The sequence below is a fragment of the Sporomusa aerivorans genome (assembly GCF_041428895.1).
Lineage (GTDB): Bacteria > Bacillota > Negativicutes > Sporomusales > Sporomusaceae > Sporomusa > Sporomusa aerivorans.
Genome location: NZ_CP156926.1, coordinates 4,067,138 through 4,083,979 on the forward strand (window position 1 = coordinate 4,067,138; position 16,842 = coordinate 4,083,979).

The 16,842-nt window shown below is 38.7% G+C and carries 21 protein-coding genes and 1 tRNA gene; 7 read left to right on the forward strand and 15 right to left on the reverse strand.

Annotated features, from left to right (window positions below):
* The first annotated feature begins 274 nt into the window (after positions 1–274).
* The gene (locus SATMO3_RS19615; RefSeq protein ID WP_371371421.1) at positions 275–1,354 is read left to right on the forward strand and encodes a DUF6765 family protein; all 1,080 of its coding nucleotides are present in this window, start codon (positions 275–277) and stop codon (positions 1,352–1,354) included.
* Between the two features lie 291 nt (positions 1,355–1,645).
* On the opposite strand, the gene SATMO3_RS19620 is transcribed toward SATMO3_RS19615, so the two are convergent.
* From SATMO3_RS19620 to SATMO3_RS19645, 6 genes are all read right to left on the reverse strand, one after another.
* Positions 1,646–1,921 (reverse strand): sigma factor-like helix-turn-helix DNA-binding protein, encoded by a 276-nt coding sequence (locus SATMO3_RS19620; protein ID WP_371371422.1) that lies wholly within the window; start codon positions 1,919–1,921, stop codon positions 1,646–1,648.
* A 371-nt stretch (positions 1,922–2,292) separates the two neighbouring features.
* On the reverse strand, positions 2,293–2,979 hold the full coding sequence (locus tag SATMO3_RS19625) for a flavodoxin family protein (RefSeq protein ID WP_371371423.1): 687 nt from the start codon (positions 2,977–2,979) through the stop codon (positions 2,293–2,295).
* A gap of 186 nt (positions 2,980–3,165) precedes the next feature.
* Positions 3,166–3,411 carry a hypothetical protein gene (locus SATMO3_RS19630; RefSeq protein ID WP_371371424.1) on the reverse strand — a complete coding sequence of 82 codons (246 nt, stop codon included), beginning with the start codon at positions 3,409–3,411 and terminating at the stop codon, positions 3,166–3,168.
* Between the two features lie 685 nt (positions 3,412–4,096).
* Positions 4,097–4,504, reverse strand: coding sequence for a YkvA family protein (locus tag SATMO3_RS19635; protein WP_371371425.1), 408 nt, complete (start codon positions 4,502–4,504; stop codon positions 4,097–4,099).
* A gap of 758 nt (positions 4,505–5,262) precedes the next feature.
* A complete protein-coding gene (locus SATMO3_RS19640) occupies positions 5,263–5,559 on the reverse strand; it encodes a hypothetical protein (protein WP_371371426.1) in 297 nt (98 codons plus the stop codon).
* A 961-nt stretch (positions 5,560–6,520) separates the two neighbouring features.
* A complete protein-coding gene (locus SATMO3_RS19645) occupies positions 6,521–6,757 on the reverse strand; it encodes a hypothetical protein (protein ID WP_371371427.1) in 237 nt (78 codons plus the stop codon).
* Positions 6,758–7,652: 895 nt separating this feature from the next.
* Here SATMO3_RS19645 and SATMO3_RS19650 point away from each other — a divergent pair.
* Positions 7,653–7,823, forward strand: coding sequence for a hypothetical protein (locus tag SATMO3_RS19650; protein ID WP_371371428.1), 171 nt, complete (start codon positions 7,653–7,655; stop codon positions 7,821–7,823).
* A gap of 511 nt (positions 7,824–8,334) precedes the next feature.
* On the opposite strand, the gene SATMO3_RS19655 is transcribed toward SATMO3_RS19650, so the two are convergent.
* From SATMO3_RS19655 to SATMO3_RS19675, 5 genes are all read right to left on the reverse strand, one after another.
* Positions 8,335–9,159 carry a DUF2935 domain-containing protein gene (locus tag SATMO3_RS19655; protein ID WP_371371429.1) on the reverse strand — a complete coding sequence of 275 codons (825 nt, stop codon included), beginning with the start codon at positions 9,157–9,159 and terminating at the stop codon, positions 8,335–8,337.
* Between the two features lie 723 nt (positions 9,160–9,882).
* Positions 9,883–9,958: transfer RNA gene (locus tag SATMO3_RS19660), tRNA-Met, on the reverse strand.
* Between the two features lie 13 nt (positions 9,959–9,971).
* On the reverse strand, positions 9,972–10,163 hold the full coding sequence (rpoZ, locus tag SATMO3_RS19665) for a DNA-directed RNA polymerase subunit omega (protein ID WP_371371430.1): 192 nt from the start codon (positions 10,161–10,163) through the stop codon (positions 9,972–9,974).
* A 182-nt stretch (positions 10,164–10,345) separates the two neighbouring features.
* Complete coding sequence (locus tag SATMO3_RS19670) at positions 10,346–10,612, reverse strand: hypothetical protein (protein WP_371371431.1); 267 nt, start codon at positions 10,610–10,612, stop codon at positions 10,346–10,348.
* Entirely contained in the window at positions 10,596–10,730 is a 135-nt protein-coding gene (locus tag SATMO3_RS19675; protein ID WP_371371432.1) for a hypothetical protein, read from the reverse strand. The genes SATMO3_RS19670 and SATMO3_RS19675 overlap by 17 nt, the downstream gene beginning before the upstream one ends.
* Positions 10,731–12,184: 1,454 nt before the next feature.
* Here SATMO3_RS19675 and SATMO3_RS19680 point away from each other — a divergent pair.
* Positions 12,185–12,805 carry a CBO0543 family protein gene (locus tag SATMO3_RS19680; protein ID WP_371371433.1) on the forward strand — a complete coding sequence of 207 codons (621 nt, stop codon included), beginning with the start codon at positions 12,185–12,187 and terminating at the stop codon, positions 12,803–12,805.
* Positions 12,806–12,959: 154 nt separating this feature from the next.
* Complete coding sequence (locus SATMO3_RS19685) at positions 12,960–13,526, forward strand: hypothetical protein (protein WP_371371434.1); 567 nt, start codon at positions 12,960–12,962, stop codon at positions 13,524–13,526.
* Between the two features lie 15 nt (positions 13,527–13,541).
* On the opposite strand, the gene SATMO3_RS19690 is transcribed toward SATMO3_RS19685, so the two are convergent.
* Positions 13,542–13,685 carry a hypothetical protein gene (locus SATMO3_RS19690; RefSeq protein WP_371371435.1) on the reverse strand — a complete coding sequence of 48 codons (144 nt, stop codon included), beginning with the start codon at positions 13,683–13,685 and terminating at the stop codon, positions 13,542–13,544.
* 197 nt (positions 13,686–13,882) lie between these two features.
* Between SATMO3_RS19690 and SATMO3_RS19695 the strand changes: the two genes are divergently transcribed.
* Positions 13,883–14,155, forward strand: coding sequence for a hypothetical protein (locus tag SATMO3_RS19695; RefSeq protein ID WP_371371436.1), 273 nt, complete (start codon positions 13,883–13,885; stop codon positions 14,153–14,155).
* A 162-nt stretch (positions 14,156–14,317) separates the two neighbouring features.
* Positions 14,318–14,692 (forward strand): hypothetical protein, encoded by a 375-nt coding sequence (locus SATMO3_RS19700; RefSeq protein ID WP_371371437.1) that lies wholly within the window; start codon positions 14,318–14,320, stop codon positions 14,690–14,692.
* A 77-nt stretch (positions 14,693–14,769) separates the two neighbouring features.
* On the opposite strand, the gene SATMO3_RS19705 is transcribed toward SATMO3_RS19700, so the two are convergent.
* A complete protein-coding gene (locus tag SATMO3_RS19705) occupies positions 14,770–15,054 on the reverse strand; it encodes a hypothetical protein (RefSeq protein WP_371371438.1) in 285 nt (94 codons plus the stop codon).
* Between SATMO3_RS19705 and SATMO3_RS19710 the strand changes: the two genes are divergently transcribed.
* Positions 15,053–15,259 carry an IS3 family transposase gene (locus SATMO3_RS19710; protein ID WP_371371439.1) on the forward strand — a complete coding sequence of 69 codons (207 nt, stop codon included), beginning with the start codon at positions 15,053–15,055 and terminating at the stop codon, positions 15,257–15,259. The genes SATMO3_RS19705 and SATMO3_RS19710 overlap by 2 nt on opposite strands.
* Positions 15,260–15,740: 481 nt before the next feature.
* Here the strand turns inward: SATMO3_RS19710 and SATMO3_RS19715 are convergent, their stop codons facing one another.
* Positions 15,741–16,157 (reverse strand): histidine kinase dimerization/phospho-acceptor domain-containing protein, encoded by a 417-nt coding sequence (locus SATMO3_RS19715; protein WP_371371440.1) that lies wholly within the window; start codon positions 16,155–16,157, stop codon positions 15,741–15,743.
* Positions 16,132–16,458 (reverse strand): hypothetical protein, encoded by a 327-nt coding sequence (locus tag SATMO3_RS19720; protein ID WP_371371441.1) that lies wholly within the window; start codon positions 16,456–16,458, stop codon positions 16,132–16,134. Before SATMO3_RS19720 ends, SATMO3_RS19715 begins: the two co-directional genes overlap by 26 nt.
* Between the last annotated feature and the right edge of the window lie 384 nt (positions 16,459–16,842).

The window sequence follows — 16,842 nt, forward strand, 5'->3', positions numbered from 1 at the left end:
AAAACAATAGCGATTATTCTCCAGCGCAGAAATGTGGATTGCAACTTTGATATAGTTGATTCCCTTAACCGACCAATCAGGTAATATTACTTGATTTTACAAAAAACTTCACTAAACAACATGCATAATTGACATATTTTGATGTAAGATTAGTATTACAATTGTCGGTATATAATAAGTATACCTATTTAATCCTTTGCTTATTTGCAGCAAAAAACACAGTACTGTATTTAGACAGGCTGTGTTTTTATATTTTATGAAAAGAGGTAAAAGAATGCAGGCAGACTTTCATTATGCTGTTATTTACGTATTATCTCGATTAACTGGCTTTTCTCAAGAAGATGCTAAAATAATATCGTACAGTTCTCAATATGTGGATGACGCTACCAATGGCGGCTTTATAAAGTTTACAAATCATCCGATGTATTATCGAATTAATTCAGCCCATGCACTGAGAGATATCAGCAATTTAGATGACTTAGCAAATCAGCATTCGTGGATGCCCTTTCATTTTTTACCTGGTAATCAACCAGCTGATCATAATCGGCTTGGTTTTGTATCTCGCTTGATTTGCAGAGAAAACAGCCTGGTAGCACAAGATATGGTTAAAGAAGCTTTTCTGTATAAGAGCGATGAAAATGGACTTCACCGCTTAGGTGTAACTCTTCATGTTTATGCTGACACTTGGTCGCATCAAGGCTTTGTTGGTATAAAACACGATATTAATCATATAACTAACCTTTACGATGAAGAAAGTGTTAGAGACTTTGGGTGCTTGATTCGAGCAAAGATTGATGATCTAACAGATATATTTGGTTGCGAAATTATAGATAAATATCTTGCTCTAGGCCACGGAGCAGCATTGACCTGTCCTGATGAGCCTTGGCTAAAATGGAGTTATACTGATTATTTTGGCTCAAGAATATATGTAGATAATACCGAACGTTTTATGCGGGCGGTTGATCATATCTACATGGTGCTGAAACGATATTACCTTGGCGATCCAATCGCGCAAGTTGAACCATTAGATACTTCTATTCGCAACAAAATACAGGCTCTATTTGAAAAATTCACAGATCCTGACGGACAAACCAGAAATCTTTTATGGTTAGATAAAATCCGAGAGAACCATTTTGGTTTTGGGGCTGAGGATATATCCTATGTTTCGAAAGGAATCGGTTCATGGAAATTCCATGCTTTAGGAACGGAAAATGAGTTTGATTCGGCAGATGATCTATATATATATAAAGACACCTTCCCTCTAAGCGATTGGAAAAAGCTCCATGATGCAATTAAAGATCATTGGTCTTTTGTGATCTTTAAATTATTACCCGATCACGGAGTAATATTTTAACGACAATAAGCGTTTTTTGTGAGAAATAAGAATCACTCATAACGCGCCAATCACAAAGCCCGTTTAAGAAACAAAAGCTGACCAGATTACCAGTTACAAGGTACAAAGCCTCAGTAATTATCTAAAAAACTGACGAAAGCTGGCTTAAAGCCAGCTTTGCTTATGTGTCGCAGAATGGCTACCCTTGCGCGCTAAACCGGTCGGAAGGAAAGATGTCTTATCCGCTGCCAGGCGCTGCTATCAACAACAGAAATATCTCTCAAAACGTCGGTAAAAAGAAACTAAATACCCTTATTTAGGCGGGCTATTGTCTACAGATAATGTCTTCCCTAATTTATTGATGGCATGTTTTTCGATCCTGCTTACATAGCTACGGGAAATACCTAAAATTTTTGCAATATCGCGCTGTGTTTTCCGACTGCCGTCAGGTATCCCAAAACGCATTTCCAGCACCCATTTTTCACGGGCTGTCAGCCGGCGAATTTCTCTTGTTAGACGTTCTTGCTCACACAAACTTTCAACAGCTTCGCCTACAACGTCAGGGGCTGTTCCTAAAACGTCTATCAAGGTAATCTCATTAACCTTAAGGTCTTATCTGTATTCATACAATTCCCTGCTTAAATTTATATAATCCCCAGTCAATCAATCACCCAATACTACTATCCCAATCAGTGACCTCAGCTCACCTAAATCCCGTCTAGTCATCTGTTTATAATTCTGGCTTATCAGCTCTTGATACTAGTTTTCTTTTTCGTGACCGGATATAGAACCATTCTAGATATATAAACAAAGCTGCCATTGCTGGCAGCTATTTTAGTTTATTATAGCATGCTGGTCACTACTACTGGGCAGGTGGTATTATTTCTCAGGTCTTAATTTAACTTCTAAGCAAAACATTAATTGCTAACTCTTTTGGTTGTACTAGCTTTTTAAATCTCTTAACCGGAATTACCAGTCCTCGTATTTATCTTTTCTATATATTCTTCGGGGCTAATTAGTTCCATTTGAAGTTTAGTTTTTATACTGCTGGATACTTTACTATCTTTAACAATCTCGAAACCCGCTTCCGTTACATATTTCAAATATTCATCTACCATAATTTTTATTTTGGAGTCGGCGGTTTTAAGTAAATTACCGCTATTTCTGTATATCTCTAACACCGGATTTGCTGACTTAAAAACCTGTTTAATGGTTTCAAAGTTATTCTCACCAGGAAATCCACAGTTTGAAATAACAACTACATCAGGGAATTTTATTCTTTCCTGCATATCATAATTGCCATTTGATTGATTCATGATAGGGCTTCTCAAAGGTACAAGACGATCCACAAAATTTTTCAAAGAAGCTGTCATATTCCAAGTGTATACCGGCGTTGCTAAACAAATTATATCTGAGGTCACATATTTCTCTATTAGTTCTTTCATATCATCAGTAAAGATACATTGTCCAGGTGTTTTGAACCAACATGAAAAACACCCGCTGCAATGGCTAATATTTTTATCAATAAGAAAAACATTATCTACCTCAGCCCCGGTAGATTTCGCACCATCCAAAAACTTTTGCACAATAATATGCGTGTTGCTTTGAGCTGCTCGGGGACTTCCATTAAATGCTGTTATTTTCAATCTTATCCACCTTTCAGACCATTTCTAATAATAAAAGAAATGTGTTTTTGATAGTCTCTAACTAAATTTTTCACCATCCCCAGAATTAAGTTTAGATTATAATTCAAGCATTATCAATAAACGAACCGTAGAGTATACTAGAAGCTTCTTATAAACAATGCAATCGAGTAGAAAAATACTTTTTACTTATACAAGGCTTTGTACATGTTTTTTAAGTGCCTTTATATTTTTCTCAAATTTATTATTAAATATAAGAAAAAAATTAAAAAATCTCATCCCCGCCACTAAGAGATAAAATTTAATCATTCCAATGCCCTGCATTAATTTTTCAATAAACCATTTACCCCCATCACAAAATAGATACACTTGCTTATTAGCTATACGGTAAGTATACCGCATGCCCTGGCCACCGGCTCTGAGGGCAGCTGCCATGCGAACGTTATCTACTTCCTATTGGTGGTCATCTGGCCTAGTGTAGAATTTTGGGCATGATAACACCATTAATTCATGATCCGCTGTGATTTTTATGAAAATCTTACTCATTACAATTATAGAACATTTGTTTGCATCAATACAGAACATGGGCTCTAAAATTACAATAGAAATGAATGGAAGACGGATTGATAAGCACCAGAAAATAAGAACACCCAGCAAATAATAATTGCTAGGTGTAAACAAAATCATCAATGGATCTGTGGAGATATTTACCAGGTTGAACTGCAGGTTGAGCTACAGGTATCCATAAGACGAAAAGCCAAAGTAAAAACAATAAATATGACGATAACAAACAAATTGTTACAACCACCCCATCTCATAGGACAAACCTCCTTAGATTTTGGGTTGTGAAGTGCAATGTACCTTATATTTTATGAACACAAGAAAAATTTGTTACGGTGATAATAAAAAAGGAACCGGCGCACAGGCCGGGTAATAGAGGATTATGTATGTTTTAAAGGAGTTGTTTTTGTTATAATTGGCTAATTTTAGAATTGCTTTAAAAATGGGAAACCGTACCTCGGAAGGTTCGATCCAAGGCAAAAGCGTGAGATAAAAGAAACAAAATATGCTAGCTCGCACCTTCGTCCTCTAGCGTCATGCGCGTCAGAATATCTGAAAGCTATTTAAACCACTCGTACAGTGAGTATAAGATCATAAACCATAACATAACTACGACATATGCCGCGACCCAAATCTTTGGTTTTATAGTCGGTGGATTAGTTGTTGCTTCTTCTCGGCATGCTTCAAGTATTTTTGCCAGTATCATCTTGATTACGAGGGCGATACCTAATGGTAGAAGAATTACATCATCTACCCAGCCCAGGATCGGCACAAAGTCCGGAATTAAATCTATCGGGCTTAGTGCGTATCCAACAATGATGGCGGCGAGGACCTTTGCGTATAGTGGTGTTTCAGGGTGCTTTATTACAAAGTACATGGTTACTATTTCGTTCTTGAGCTTTCGCGCCCATTGTTTTAGTCGTTGATTTAGTGTCAGTTGAGATTCCTTGATTTTCTCTTCCTCCATAAACCGAAACCTCCGTATTTCCTTATAGTATAATTGTTACATGAGATACGGACGGTTTCAATATCTTTGAGTTCCTAGCAACACCAAATGCGAACAGAGCCAAAATAAAAAAGATCCGGCACACCGGCCGGCAAAGTGAAGAATCGTTTTGTAAACAGGAACCAACTGCTTAAAAGACATTATAGGAAGTGCTTTATAATCCTCCCTCTCCTCGGCTACTACTGGGATTTTCTCTTCAGACTATTTCATAGCCCAACATATCTGTTATTAAACCTTAATATAACAACATTAATAATAAATATGGCCAACCAAAACATCATCATCCAATCAAGAGGAATATCATCGAGAAATTCAAATATTTCAATCATGTCTTACCCTTCCTAACATTGTAAATGATGTTGATTGAATCCATATCTATGATGGATGATGAACAATGATGGACAAAATACTAATTTACTAAACTTCCTATAATAGCAACTTTCGCCATTTTAAATACTGTTTCTACAAATATTGCCAAGTTCCTTCAAGAAAGTGACCACCCGGCAGGCAGAATGTATTATTTGCAACATCACATATCATAAAAGCACTAGGCAGCCGGGCAAAAGCCAGGCAATATATGGCTTTATTATTGATACTTTTATTATACGGGGTTAATATTAGGACTACCTTTAAAATTGAAGCCAGAAACTAGAGAAAAACAAAGTTATCCTATTCCTAAAATATAAAAGGCCCGGCAGTTGAAGCTGCCGAGCGATTATTTATTGGTTACACGTACTTTGACTGAACTCTCCCTGGAATAAACTATTTATAATATTATCACCATTTTCTTCTTCAGGTACAGCTTGGGAAATTGTTTTTTTATGCTGATTTTTTTCCCTGCATTCAGGCGTTACGCCATTGGCGCACTCCTTCATGCAAACGGGATCTCCACAACACTCTTCTACTACTGGCGGCTCTTCGACTCTGGGAGCTGCTGATACTACAGTTGCAAATAAGCCGACCTGCATCAGTCCTAACGCGGAATAAATCACAAGCTTTTTCAACATACCTTTCATCTGGAAACCTCCTTTAAATATGTATATGTTGGATGCACAATTTACATAATACAGTCTTTTGTTTAAATTTTTTTTAAAATTGTGTAGGTAAATTACACCAAGCAATAAAAGCCGCTCCAGAATGAACCCGGCAAGCGACTGCAGTCATGGTAGCATTATGCTACCAGAATCACTTCAAAGCTAGCCTTTTATTGGTAATCTTTATCTTTGTAGCTCTCCGTCAATGGTTTAGTTTTGTCACGACTTTCGGGATTATACAGGCATTCTACGCTTGCGTAGAAGTTGTTAAGATCAACGTGCAGGATAGTATGATTTAAATTTATTGCCCCCAATACGGGGCATTTGCTCGGTTATAATACAGAACATCTGTTTGAAAATTGCAAGCGGGAACAATCGGAAATAAAAAAAGGACCCGGCGCAGTAGCCGGGGTAGTAAAGGAGTGTGAGGTCTCGTATTACTAATAATAAAGCAATTGTGTTACTAAATCCTGACGGCATTCTTACAAATTTGTGACAAATAAAACCTCTCATAAAAAAGGACCCGGCACGCAGGCCGGGCTACATGATGGTTTTATGTAATAAGAGGAGTGTTTTTATTATAAATGGCTAACTTTAAAAATTCCTTAAAAGTTAAAACCGCTCGGGTGAGCGGCTAATCTATTTCGGACTAAGTCCCAGCATTTTTTTTGTAAACCATTTGTAAAATACCTCTCCGCAGCGTAGACAAATACATGTATTCCATCCGTACACCGTTTTATACCCAGCGGCATGAGCACGCCCGCCGCATTCGTGCCTAAATATCACAATTCACACCCCAAATTAATTCAAATAGCGCTATTACTTACATAGGACTTAATTCCCTGATTATAGGTTTAAAGTCCTATTTCTATACCTAGAAGGAAACTCCTTCATATATCATAGAAGATAAGAATAAAACCGCACCCCGGAGGATGCGGCGATACTATGCCTTATAGGCTACGTCTAATTCATATTCTTTGCTTGTCTCTGCTATTTCAATGCCAAAAACTTTTAACCCATCTTTTGGGTGAACTGATATGTTACGGATACAGTCATCATGAGATTTCATTTTAATCAGGTTTTCACGACCCAAAATAATATAATCCGGTTCCCTGCCATGCTTTCTTCGTGCCTCAAATATGAGAGCTTGAATTTCGTTGAAGATATTATTATCCATCATACTCCCCTCCCTCTCCCCGGCTACAGCTGGGGTTTTATTTCGGTAATGTATATCCCTTTACAAATAAATGTAATAATAAGAGGAATATTGTTGTGATAGTATCATTACGCCGCCAATCGGTTTCCCTCCATCCAACTTTTGTTAAAAGTTTATCAATTGCGGAAAAAATGGCACATATAAAATCTGAAATTCTCTAAGTTTTCCGAAATTCCTTTACGACAAAAAGCCATACAGCGTAATATAAAAACGCCCGGCCACACGGGCCGGGCACAGCTAGAGATAACCTTTCAATTAAGTAAATGATCTGGGGTGGTGAATTAGGTTAGCAGGTCGAGCTAAAATCATCCTCAAAACCGCAGAAAAATAATAAGATGATTATAATGATTATTATAAAAATAAAACTACCTCCACCACGACCCCCGAAGCATCCAAATCCCATAGAAATCCCTCCTTTGTTGTGTGTTGTGACGTGATGTATATAGTATCTTATGATCCACAAGGAAAATCGGTTACGGTAAAAAGCAATTCCGGCACAATGGCCGGGCTGAACGAAGAACTATATATGAAGAAGATGCTGATTCCATCTCAATAATAAAAGAATAACCGCCCCAGAGGATGCCGCAAAGACTTGATGGTGTAAATAATAGAGGGTAAATGGGAAAAGCCTCTCTCGGCAGGCTACTTTTATTTTCTATAATACATAACAGTCTACTTTTGTCAAACATAAGCTATAATAAATCTGACTTGGAGGGAATAAATATGGGATGTTGTGGCCACGAATATCGTTCGGCCTGTATGCCTAAATGTTGTAATAGAAGGTGTGTAGGAACTTTTACTACCCAATACAGGGTGTATGAAACTTGCTGTTATGATGTGGTGAAAGTTTGTTCCAGTTGTGGCTGTGAATTTGATTATCGCCGGCATCACTGTTGTCCACATTGCGGCATACAAATGGGTGACCCACCTCGATTTGGCGGTTTTGGCAGAGGTTTTGGGGGCTTTGGACGATTTGGCGGATTTGGCAGACGCCGATTTTTCCCATTCGGATTCTTCCCGGAATTTGTAGAAGAGGAAGAAGAGGAAGAAGAATTTTAACCATCAAAAGGCATCGCTAATAAGTGATGCCTTTTGATCTCTATGTATTAAACACCAGCCCCCTACTCCTTATCCGTACATGCAAACATGCTTCTAAGTACTCAATACCTATCACAATCTCTACCGCCGAATAGGTGATATCTTTTTTTACACTAAATAACCCCCGAAGCAAAGAAAAAACCATTCTCAGAAAACCTAAGAAGGCCTGTGCTTTCTATGGTACGCCCGGGAATCAAACCTGCGCTCCCGGCTCCGGAGGCCGCTACAACGAGATTTTTTCTTACCTATCCCTCACCATAATGCCCTGTCAGTAGTGGTTTTCTTTACCTAATTTAAGAACTAACTATGCTTTCCTGTGAAGAGGGCAAGTGGTATCTTGAAAAGTAGCAACGACCTTGCATAACTTGATCCATCTCTCTGCCCAGCGGCCATCATGCCGTATACCAAATCTAAAAGTATACTATCAGTTATCAAAAAAAAAACTAATACTCACACATAACTATCTTGCCATCCATGTTCGGAATGTCATGCTGTATTTGTTCAAGAACCTCCAAGAAGTATTCCGCTTCGCGAAGTACATGGTCTGCAAGCAACGGTGGTATCAAGGATATTACTCTGCAAGATGCGATTAAATCTCTTGCGGCCTTTTTAAAATCTCGAATTTGGACTGTTGCATCAGTTACATCTTTTTCAAATCGCATAAGATTATTGTTTGGACAGAAATGCCATAGCATACTGTCAAGGTCACGAGCTTGAAGTTGTAATTGCTCAAATTGAACTGCAAAAGCATTTGCTTTCTCGACGAAACCTCTTTCTGAGGGATCAAGTAAACCCACAATAAATCTGGCATGGTCTGCCATGTGCCTGAGCCAAAAAACATTATCACTGACAATTGAATCAACAGGATATTCCATATCACCCTCTTGTATCTTCTGTAGAAGTTTCAGAAAATACATAGCTTCACGGGAAATATGGTCTATTAATAAAGGATAATTATAACCCCCAATTTGACATTCAATGATTAAATGTAAAACATGGCGCTTAAAGGCAAATATCTTTTTTACCGCAACTATAATCCTACTAACGAAAGCCATAAATTCTTCATCACATTGTATCTTGCATGATTGTTTTTCAAAGTCTTCAAAAACATTATAGAATTCTTCCGCCTTACAAATAAGCTCAGTGTCTGAACACGCAAATCCTAGCTTCATGAATAAGGAATGTTCTTTCATTATTCTAAGCCAGAACTGCACACGTCTCATATTTAAACACTCATATGGTTTTACGTCTCGACAAAATATATCCAAGAGAAATCCCTCCTATTAAGATAATCTTCTTGCTATATAATATGTAAAGTAAATTTAGATTGTTACTGTGTGAAAATTAGTCGGCGATTCATAGAATGTAGCCCTCAATACAAAACTTTTGTTTGGTCGCAGCACGGAACACACATTCTAAAATTACAAACGACAACAATAGGAAATAAAAAAAAGGCCCGGCACTGTGGCCGGGTGTTGAGGAATTGTATGTTTAGAGGATTACTTTTATTATATTTGGCTAATTTTAGAATTACTTTAGAAATGAAAACCGCATCCTGGAGAATGCGGGAACCGACTTTCGGGTTATCAGCCTTACCACAGATGTCAGGCAAAACAAGTACAACAGCTAATGCTGCGTACCAGCTTTATTGCTTGGGTTAGTCTTTCATCTGCTTAAGTGCGGACAATATAGCTGTTGCAGTATTTGGTGCTCCACCAGAGCTCGACGAAAAAATATCAATGTTCTTCTTATATACTGTCATGTGGTTTTATGGCTTATTTGCAATACAAAGATCCATCGTTTTGGAGATATTGCGATTGTGAATGTTGCAACAAGAGTTGCAAAGATCGTAAGAAAAAAGATTTTCAATTACACCCTTCTTTGTTATTTACTTATTTATTATGGACTATTAAAGATTACACTGTAAGTTGTTAGTTTCCAAAAAACAAAAGCCGCCCACCAGGACGAACCCGGTAGACGGCTAATTTTCATGGTTGCGGGGACAGGACTTGAACCTGTGACCTTCGGGTTATGAGCCCGACGAGCTACCAACTGCTCCACCCCGCGATATAATTTTACACTAAATTTTCACTGTAGTTCGTTGGTAAGCTGTTTTCCCTGAAGCAATTTCCTCTAAGGCAACGCTAACTGGTTTTTGAGGCAATATTTCGCCACGCTTTATGATTTCACGAGCTCGTTTAGCCGCTACAACACAAAGAGTATATTTATCATCCACTTTGTCTAGCAAAACCTCTAATGGTGGATTAATCATTTTTCTTTGCCTCTTTTCATTATTACCTATATAACCAGTTTTCACCTCTTTAATTATTGTTAACTTTTTATTTCAACATCTAATACATATTTATTATAACACACATCACTGATAAATATCCAATTATTATAAAATAAAAAACCCAGCCCCAGGCCAATGGCTGAGAGATGGGCTTTGAACTATTACGCTACCGGAATCACTTCAAAGCTGATGATCTTATCAAAAGCAAAGTAGTCTTTACTACTTTGCGAACCAATCTTTTTATTAAGAGCATAGCTTGCGGTATCGATATTTACATGCGCAACATGCCAATTGACAAAACCATTGATTTCAGCAATTGGCAACTGATATTCTCGCTCGCTGAAGTCGGTCATCGTAACTCTTAAAATTCCATGCCCTTCCTCAGCCGGTACTGCCGCTACTTCATTGGAATTACCGCTTTTCACCATCCGCCGTAATGGCCGTTACTACATAATAGTAGGTAGTACCGTTTGTTACGGCTGAATCAGCGTAGGTGGTACCGGTCACATTGCTGGCGATAATAGTATATGGACCACTTACGGTCACCCGCGTAATCTCTATCCGTTAAATCAACACCAAACCATTTATTAGAATCTACCGGGTCAGTATATAATACACAGGTTGGATCGTTGGAAAATTGAATATAGAACTCCTGAACTTGCACGTCACCGCAACCATTCCAGCTGAAATATAGAGGCATTGCAGCAAAAGCAGTTATATCATAAGCTTTATCAAGCGATATCATAACAGTTGAAGGGCTTAATTTATCTGCAAAATTGTAAGGACACCATGCATCCCCACCTGCTTGCCCCGCGACACCATCACATACTTTATCACTAGCGTGACCTGTGCCCGAACCAGCATGATCAGATGTTTAGGTATAAAATAACAAAAAAGCCGCCCACCAGGACTAACCCAGCAGGCGGCTGCAAAGGAAGAGATTTTGTAAAAAGGCTAATTTAATGTTACATCAGAATTTCAACCATTGTGTTATAGATTTGTAAACATTGTTTTAAAACGAATATCTGATCCCGGCTTTCGCTTTGCCATGCTCAAAGTCATAGCCTACAGACACACCCAATATTTGCCATCCTTGGTTATTCGGTGGCTAACAGCAGGCGTTAACTTTATCAATTTTGAATTTTCCCTGGACGGCTGCGCTCAAGTTTGGGTATACATTTCTTGATGGATGGCATCGGCGGAATAGGTTCTATATGTTTTGATAAATCTACTACGGACGTTATTAAACGTCCTTTTTAGTTTGCCCGGTAGTTACCATATAAGAAAAACGTCCCGAAGGACGTTAATTTTACTTGCACCAGTCATGCTTGAATTTATGGTGGCACTTAGGACAATCGCAGTCGTCTTCAAACCAGTGATCACATTTAGAGCACTTGTGACAGTGAGATTCACATTCGCAATGACATTTCGGGCATTTATGAGGGAATTTATGCCAACACTTTGGACACTCTTTATGATGCTTATGGCAATGACAATCATTCATATTTTTATCAAGCCTCCTTTGATACATAATATGTTTACTTGATAAAAAATGTTCATAGGTGAAGTAAAAAAAGAAGAAAAGCGCCCCGAAGGACGCAACATTTTTCCTTCGCCGTCAACGCTTGGAACAGACGCTAGCGGCTTCACATACTTACCCGGCCTTTCGCCAGATTATTGGAGCGTCAACCCCGGTACAGTGCACAATCGGCTCTCGCCGCTCATTTCGCAGTGTATTAAAAAAGACATCACTCAGATATATTCATAGTTTACTTATAGTACCGGTCCCATACGATTGGCCCCATTAAACACAAGCGTCCAATCAAATACTGCTGGTCTGGAGCAGCTTAGCTTTGTCGCAAAAGCGACAGTCAATTGGGTTGCATTGGGGTATATTGTCGCCTCCGCTTTAGCACTGAAATGATAAATCGAATGCCTTTTCTGTCTGCATAAATGTATGTTTATAGGGAGAAACTGGACCATAGTATAGGAGGATAACAATGGATATTATTGGCATGATTCATCAAACAAGACTTGATTTATGGGGCTATCAAATAACCGAGTGGCGTATGCATATTTTTACTACACGGTGGTGGTTCGTTATTGCCTTAATAACTATTTCATATACACTTTGGTGGAAGTTTGTAGACAAAAGCCGCCTAACTCAAATACTTCTATTTGGCTCTTTTATAGCTGTTTTCAGAGTTATTATGGATGATACCGGAGCTTCATTGGCACTTTGGGTTTATAGCGTTAAACCAGTGCCACTTGGACATGCACTGTTTTTGAATGATCTAACAATTGTGCCATTAGGATTTATGTTAGTTTATCAATATTGCCCTACATGGAAGAAATTTTTGTTTTGGAGCATTATTGCTGAAACAGGCTATTCTTTTTTTCTTCTTCCTTTACTTGTACACTTAGATATTCTGAGACTGTATGATTGGCAATACTACTACACATTCTTTATTATGATTGTTGTTGTAACTGTAATGCGAGCAATTCTCCTGACGGTTTTAAAAGTGGAACAACACGGGTCAATGCCACCCCAAGCAAGGACTATATTACAACCAGCGATGAAACATCTAGATTTAGATAGAGAAAACGATAATAGCGATTAATCATTTATCGCGATTCAGGTACCATTGAGTACATACCCATTTCTTTTAAACCTTTCGCATCACGCCTAGTCACATTTCTCAAAAAAGCAAATAGTTTCTCGATTATATAAGGCATAGTGACTTAGGAAAATAAAAGACAATGGAGGGCTGACCCATGGCAGTTAACTTAATTCCTTTCATTTACACCGCTATTTTTGCAGGGATTGTTTTAGCGCTTGTACCTAGACAGGAAATACGTCGGTTGTCAATTTACGGGATTATATTTGGAGGGCTTTTTGATTCTATAGTTGTTAGTATAGCGAACCTTTTTGGAGAATTTAGATATATAAACTATGAGCCGTTTGGTTTAATGGGAATACATTTTTTAGCTCCTGTTGCATGGACTCTGTTCTTTATAATATATTTTTATCACTTACCTACGAAAAAAATGTATATTTATATATACACGACCATGGGGATTTTCTATAGTATGCTATTCTGTCAAATAATTACGAAACTAGGGGTATTATCTCTTGCGCACGGAATACTTGACTCGATTATTCCATTTGTACCATGGTATATCATAGCCACCTGGGGTTATTTAAAATTAACCAAAATTGATGATGCCTTTGAGAGTGTAAACCCAATGGAACACGAACAACGCAGATTTCTCTATAATGCTGTAGCAAAACAACTCCCTAGCCGGAATGAAGAGAACATCGACGAAACGTCAAGAGATTGATAGCATAATGAAAATTTAAACGGCCTTACTCCTTGCAAAATCAAATTTTCTTTCACCCAATATCATATTACCACGGGCAAAGTCCACAAAGTGTTCGATTTGCTTTTTCCTGTCCGCAATGAGACTGGCCCAGGGTTCTATGATAGTTATGGATTTCATACAGATACCTACCTCCTTATTGACGTTCGGCACTTGGCAATGTTGGCAGTATAAACTTTATCACCAACAATTGATATCTTGCCATAGTCCGGTTGTTATCTAATTTTCCTCTGATTGTTTACATAATACTATTTACAATACTCAGTACTTATAGAATCATAGTAATTACAAAATATCAAACATTGCGAGGTGATATCATGTCCACAAATTCTATAACTGCCACCTCTAACAACGAGTTATCGTTCAAGCGGGGATCCACCGAAACTTTAAATGACGTTGCTGTAGAAAAAGCCCGCGCTAAGGCCGTCCAACAAAAATATGAGGATTTAATCCGCCGTATTGGTCCAGCGTGTTCTGTGATTATTAGTAAAGCTGCAATACAAGTTCAGAAGAGTAACCAATTAGTTAGAGAAAACACGGTAGAAGCATTAGCACATCAAACTTCTACTGACAATGAAACGACCAAGTAACGCTAGATATTCGGCTATTTTATCTTGATATTTTCCCGTGATCTATCACTCTCATCCTCATGATTTGTTTTAATAATCCCTAACTACCATCATAAAAACATTATTTTAATATTTACATCAGATAAATGGTTAGAGACATATTCATGAAGGGGTGTGACTTAAATGTCGACTGTGTCGAGTATTTCAACTTCTACTCTATCCTCACTTATAACATCTAGTTCAGAAACTGCTACTGAAAGCAGTGATAGCACAACAGCTTCTGCCACGACTTCTACTTCAACTGATACTTCGTCAACAGATACATCCGATACTGCAGCTTACTCTTTAGAAATTACCCCCACGTTAATAAAAGCAGCTCTTAAAAACACCTATACTACACAGATTTTTGAGGGTTATCAGGACTCAACAACTACTAGTCTTGTCTTATACGACTACTACAATAATCTTTCAGTTAGTGCATTAAACTATGTTGTTTCCTCTAACAGCAATTCCTCTTCTACATCAAGCTCCTCAAGTGTGCTTGATATTTTAGCTTAGATTGTCCTTATTTGAGTTGGTTTCCCGTATGCGCGAGAGGCTTACCCTTCAAACCCCTATGCCTTAATAACATTATGTCACCCCAGTGTTCCATGCTCTCGAGCATACTCCATATAGTGCCGAACCCTGGACTTTTTCTTCTCAATCGTCTCAATTGACCCGGTCTTTTGGATTACCCCCGCCTCTTCCCGCAACTCAATAACGGCGATCAAATCACAACACTCACGGGCAATGTTCCTCCGCGGGTGTTGTATTTTTATAATCATCATTAAGCCCAAACCGAAGCGCTTTGCCAATCGCCTGCTGGATCTCGGCGCACTCTTCTGCCAGACAAACCAGTAGTACGGTATTACACCGTCCATGTCAAGGTGTGGTAACTGCTATGATAACGCACCAGCAGAAAACTTTTTCAGTATCCTAAAGACAGAGTGCATTCGTCGGCATAAGCCAAAAACGGTTGAGCGAGTACGTCTGCTCATAGACAACTACATTTTCTTCTACAATCATCAGCGGATTCAGCTAAAAACAAAGCTGACGCCGTTTGAAATACGACGCCAGTTTGCGTAATTTCATAATATCCTACGATAGGGCTTTTTATCTGTGTCTATTGGATAGGGTTCGGTTCACACACGACAGGGGCTTAATATATTCTTTTTTTCTCTCTGCTTATTAAATATAACACTCTGCTGGTGCGAATATCCAATCATACCCAAATGACATGTTATGGATATTTCACATAGTGCGTTTAACAAGCGAGACTAGTCAAGGTTAAATCTTGAAGAGAACTGTGAAAGTTGTCCCGCCATTCGAAGTCCTAACATTAATTTTCGACCATGATGCTCGGCGATGCGGTAGCAGACCGCCAACCCCAGACCGGTCCCGTTATCTTTAGTCGTTAGAAAGGGGGTTCCCAACTTGTCCAAACTTCCTGCGGTATTCCCTTGCCGGTATCGCTAATATCCAGCATCACATGGTCATGTTCGGAACGAGTTATAGTGGTTAGCTCTCCTCCGGGTTCCATCGCTTCGGAAGGCGTTGCGAGTGAGATTTAAAAGAAGTTGACGAATTTCCTTGCATCCATGATAATGTCAGGTATATTCCTAATATTAGTCTGAATACTATGCCCGCTACGGAGTACTTCTGCCTGCAAAAGTGGTAACATCGCCTCTAAAACATTGTTAATGTTACCAAGAGTTTGTTCTAAAGTCTGGTTTTTGGCTAGAGACAAAAATTCAGCGATAATAGAATTAGCCCGATCCAATTCCTCAATCATAGTTAATATTTGTGTATGAGAATTCACGAATTCGGGCCGTTTATCAAAGAGTTGTAAATATTCTCGCACTGTAGTCATGGGATTTCGTACTTCATGCCCAATACTTGCAGCCATTTCACCAACAAGATTAATGCAGTCGAGGCGAGCCATTTCTTGTTCATATTGCTTAATTTGAGTAATATCGAATAACACGTAAAGTATCTGTTTTTCCTGTTTTCTTTCTCCTCTTTGGCTTTTCTTTTTCCTCAATCGCCTTGATACTTGCCTCCAGAGCGGCCATTATATCGATAACATTGCCGGCAGAAGCATACTCGTTTTCCGTAGCACAAGAAATCTGTTCTTTCTCAGCCTTAGTTTTAATCAAATTATAGACAGCATTGTAATATTCGCTTTTATATTTATAAGGATCGAATCTGCTAATTTGTGATTCAACCAGCAGTTTGGCCATGCCCAATTCTTTTTCAGATAGTTCTATATCCGGATTGACTTCCAAATCGGCCGTACCGATCAATTCTATTTTTTACAATTCTGGTCAGGTGATAATTAATGTTCAATGTACCACTTACCGTCTAAATTATCGCGAACCAAATTGACCTCTTTATTGCATATCCGGCATACATACCGCTTTCCTAAACCGCTACCAACGGTAGAAGCCGGTCTAACGTCCAGCAGTCGGTCTACTGCAAAATTTCTGCCGTCTGGCCAATGGATCACGAGCGGCGTAATTGTGCCGGTCAATGTCATGCTCAGCCGTGATTGCTACAAATGTTTTTGCCATGTTTACCACCCCAATCAGACCACAGAACATATATTCGTGGTTTGCAAGTGGATACGGCTGGAAACTAAAAAAGGACCCGGCACGCTGGCCGGGTATAAG

Coding starts and splice junctions, on each gene's coding strand:
- SATMO3_RS19705 (WP_371371438.1), bottom strand. CDS start 15,054: ATGGACGGTGTAATACCGTACTACTGGTTTGTCTGGCAGAAGAGTGCG.
- SATMO3_RS19685 (WP_371371434.1), top strand. CDS start 12,960: ATGGCAGTTAACTTAATTCCTTTCATTTACACCGCTATTTTTGCAGGG.
- SATMO3_RS19640 (WP_371371426.1), bottom strand. CDS start 5,559: ATGAAAGGTATGTTGAAAAAGCTTGTGATTTATTCCGCGTTAGGACTG.
- SATMO3_RS19695 (WP_371371436.1), top strand. CDS start 13,883: ATGTCCACAAATTCTATAACTGCCACCTCTAACAACGAGTTATCGTTC.
- SATMO3_RS19680 (WP_371371433.1), top strand. CDS start 12,185: ATGGATATTATTGGCATGATTCATCAAACAAGACTTGATTTATGGGGC.
- SATMO3_RS19670 (WP_371371431.1), bottom strand. CDS start 10,612: ATGGTGAAAAGCGGTAATTCCAATGAAGTAGCGGCAGTACCGGCTGAG.
- SATMO3_RS19710 (WP_371371439.1), top strand. CDS start 15,053: ATGTCAAGGTGTGGTAACTGCTATGATAACGCACCAGCAGAAAACTTT.
- SATMO3_RS19700 (WP_371371437.1), top strand. CDS start 14,318: ATGTCGACTGTGTCGAGTATTTCAACTTCTACTCTATCCTCACTTATA.
- SATMO3_RS19690 (WP_371371435.1), bottom strand. CDS start 13,685: ATGAAATCCATAACTATCATAGAACCCTGGGCCAGTCTCATTGCGGAC.
- SATMO3_RS19615 (WP_371371421.1), top strand. CDS start 275: ATGCAGGCAGACTTTCATTATGCTGTTATTTACGTATTATCTCGATTA.
- SATMO3_RS19635 (WP_371371425.1), bottom strand. CDS start 4,504: ATGGAGGAAGAGAAAATCAAGGAATCTCAACTGACACTAAATCAACGA.
- SATMO3_RS19630 (WP_371371424.1), bottom strand. CDS start 3,411: ATGGCAGCTGCCCTCAGAGCCGGTGGCCAGGGCATGCGGTATACTTAC.
- rpoZ (WP_371371430.1), bottom strand. CDS start 10,163: ATGATTAATCCACCATTAGAGGTTTTGCTAGACAAAGTGGATGATAAA.
- SATMO3_RS19645 (WP_371371427.1), bottom strand. CDS start 6,757: ATGATGGATAATAATATCTTCAACGAAATTCAAGCTCTCATATTTGAG.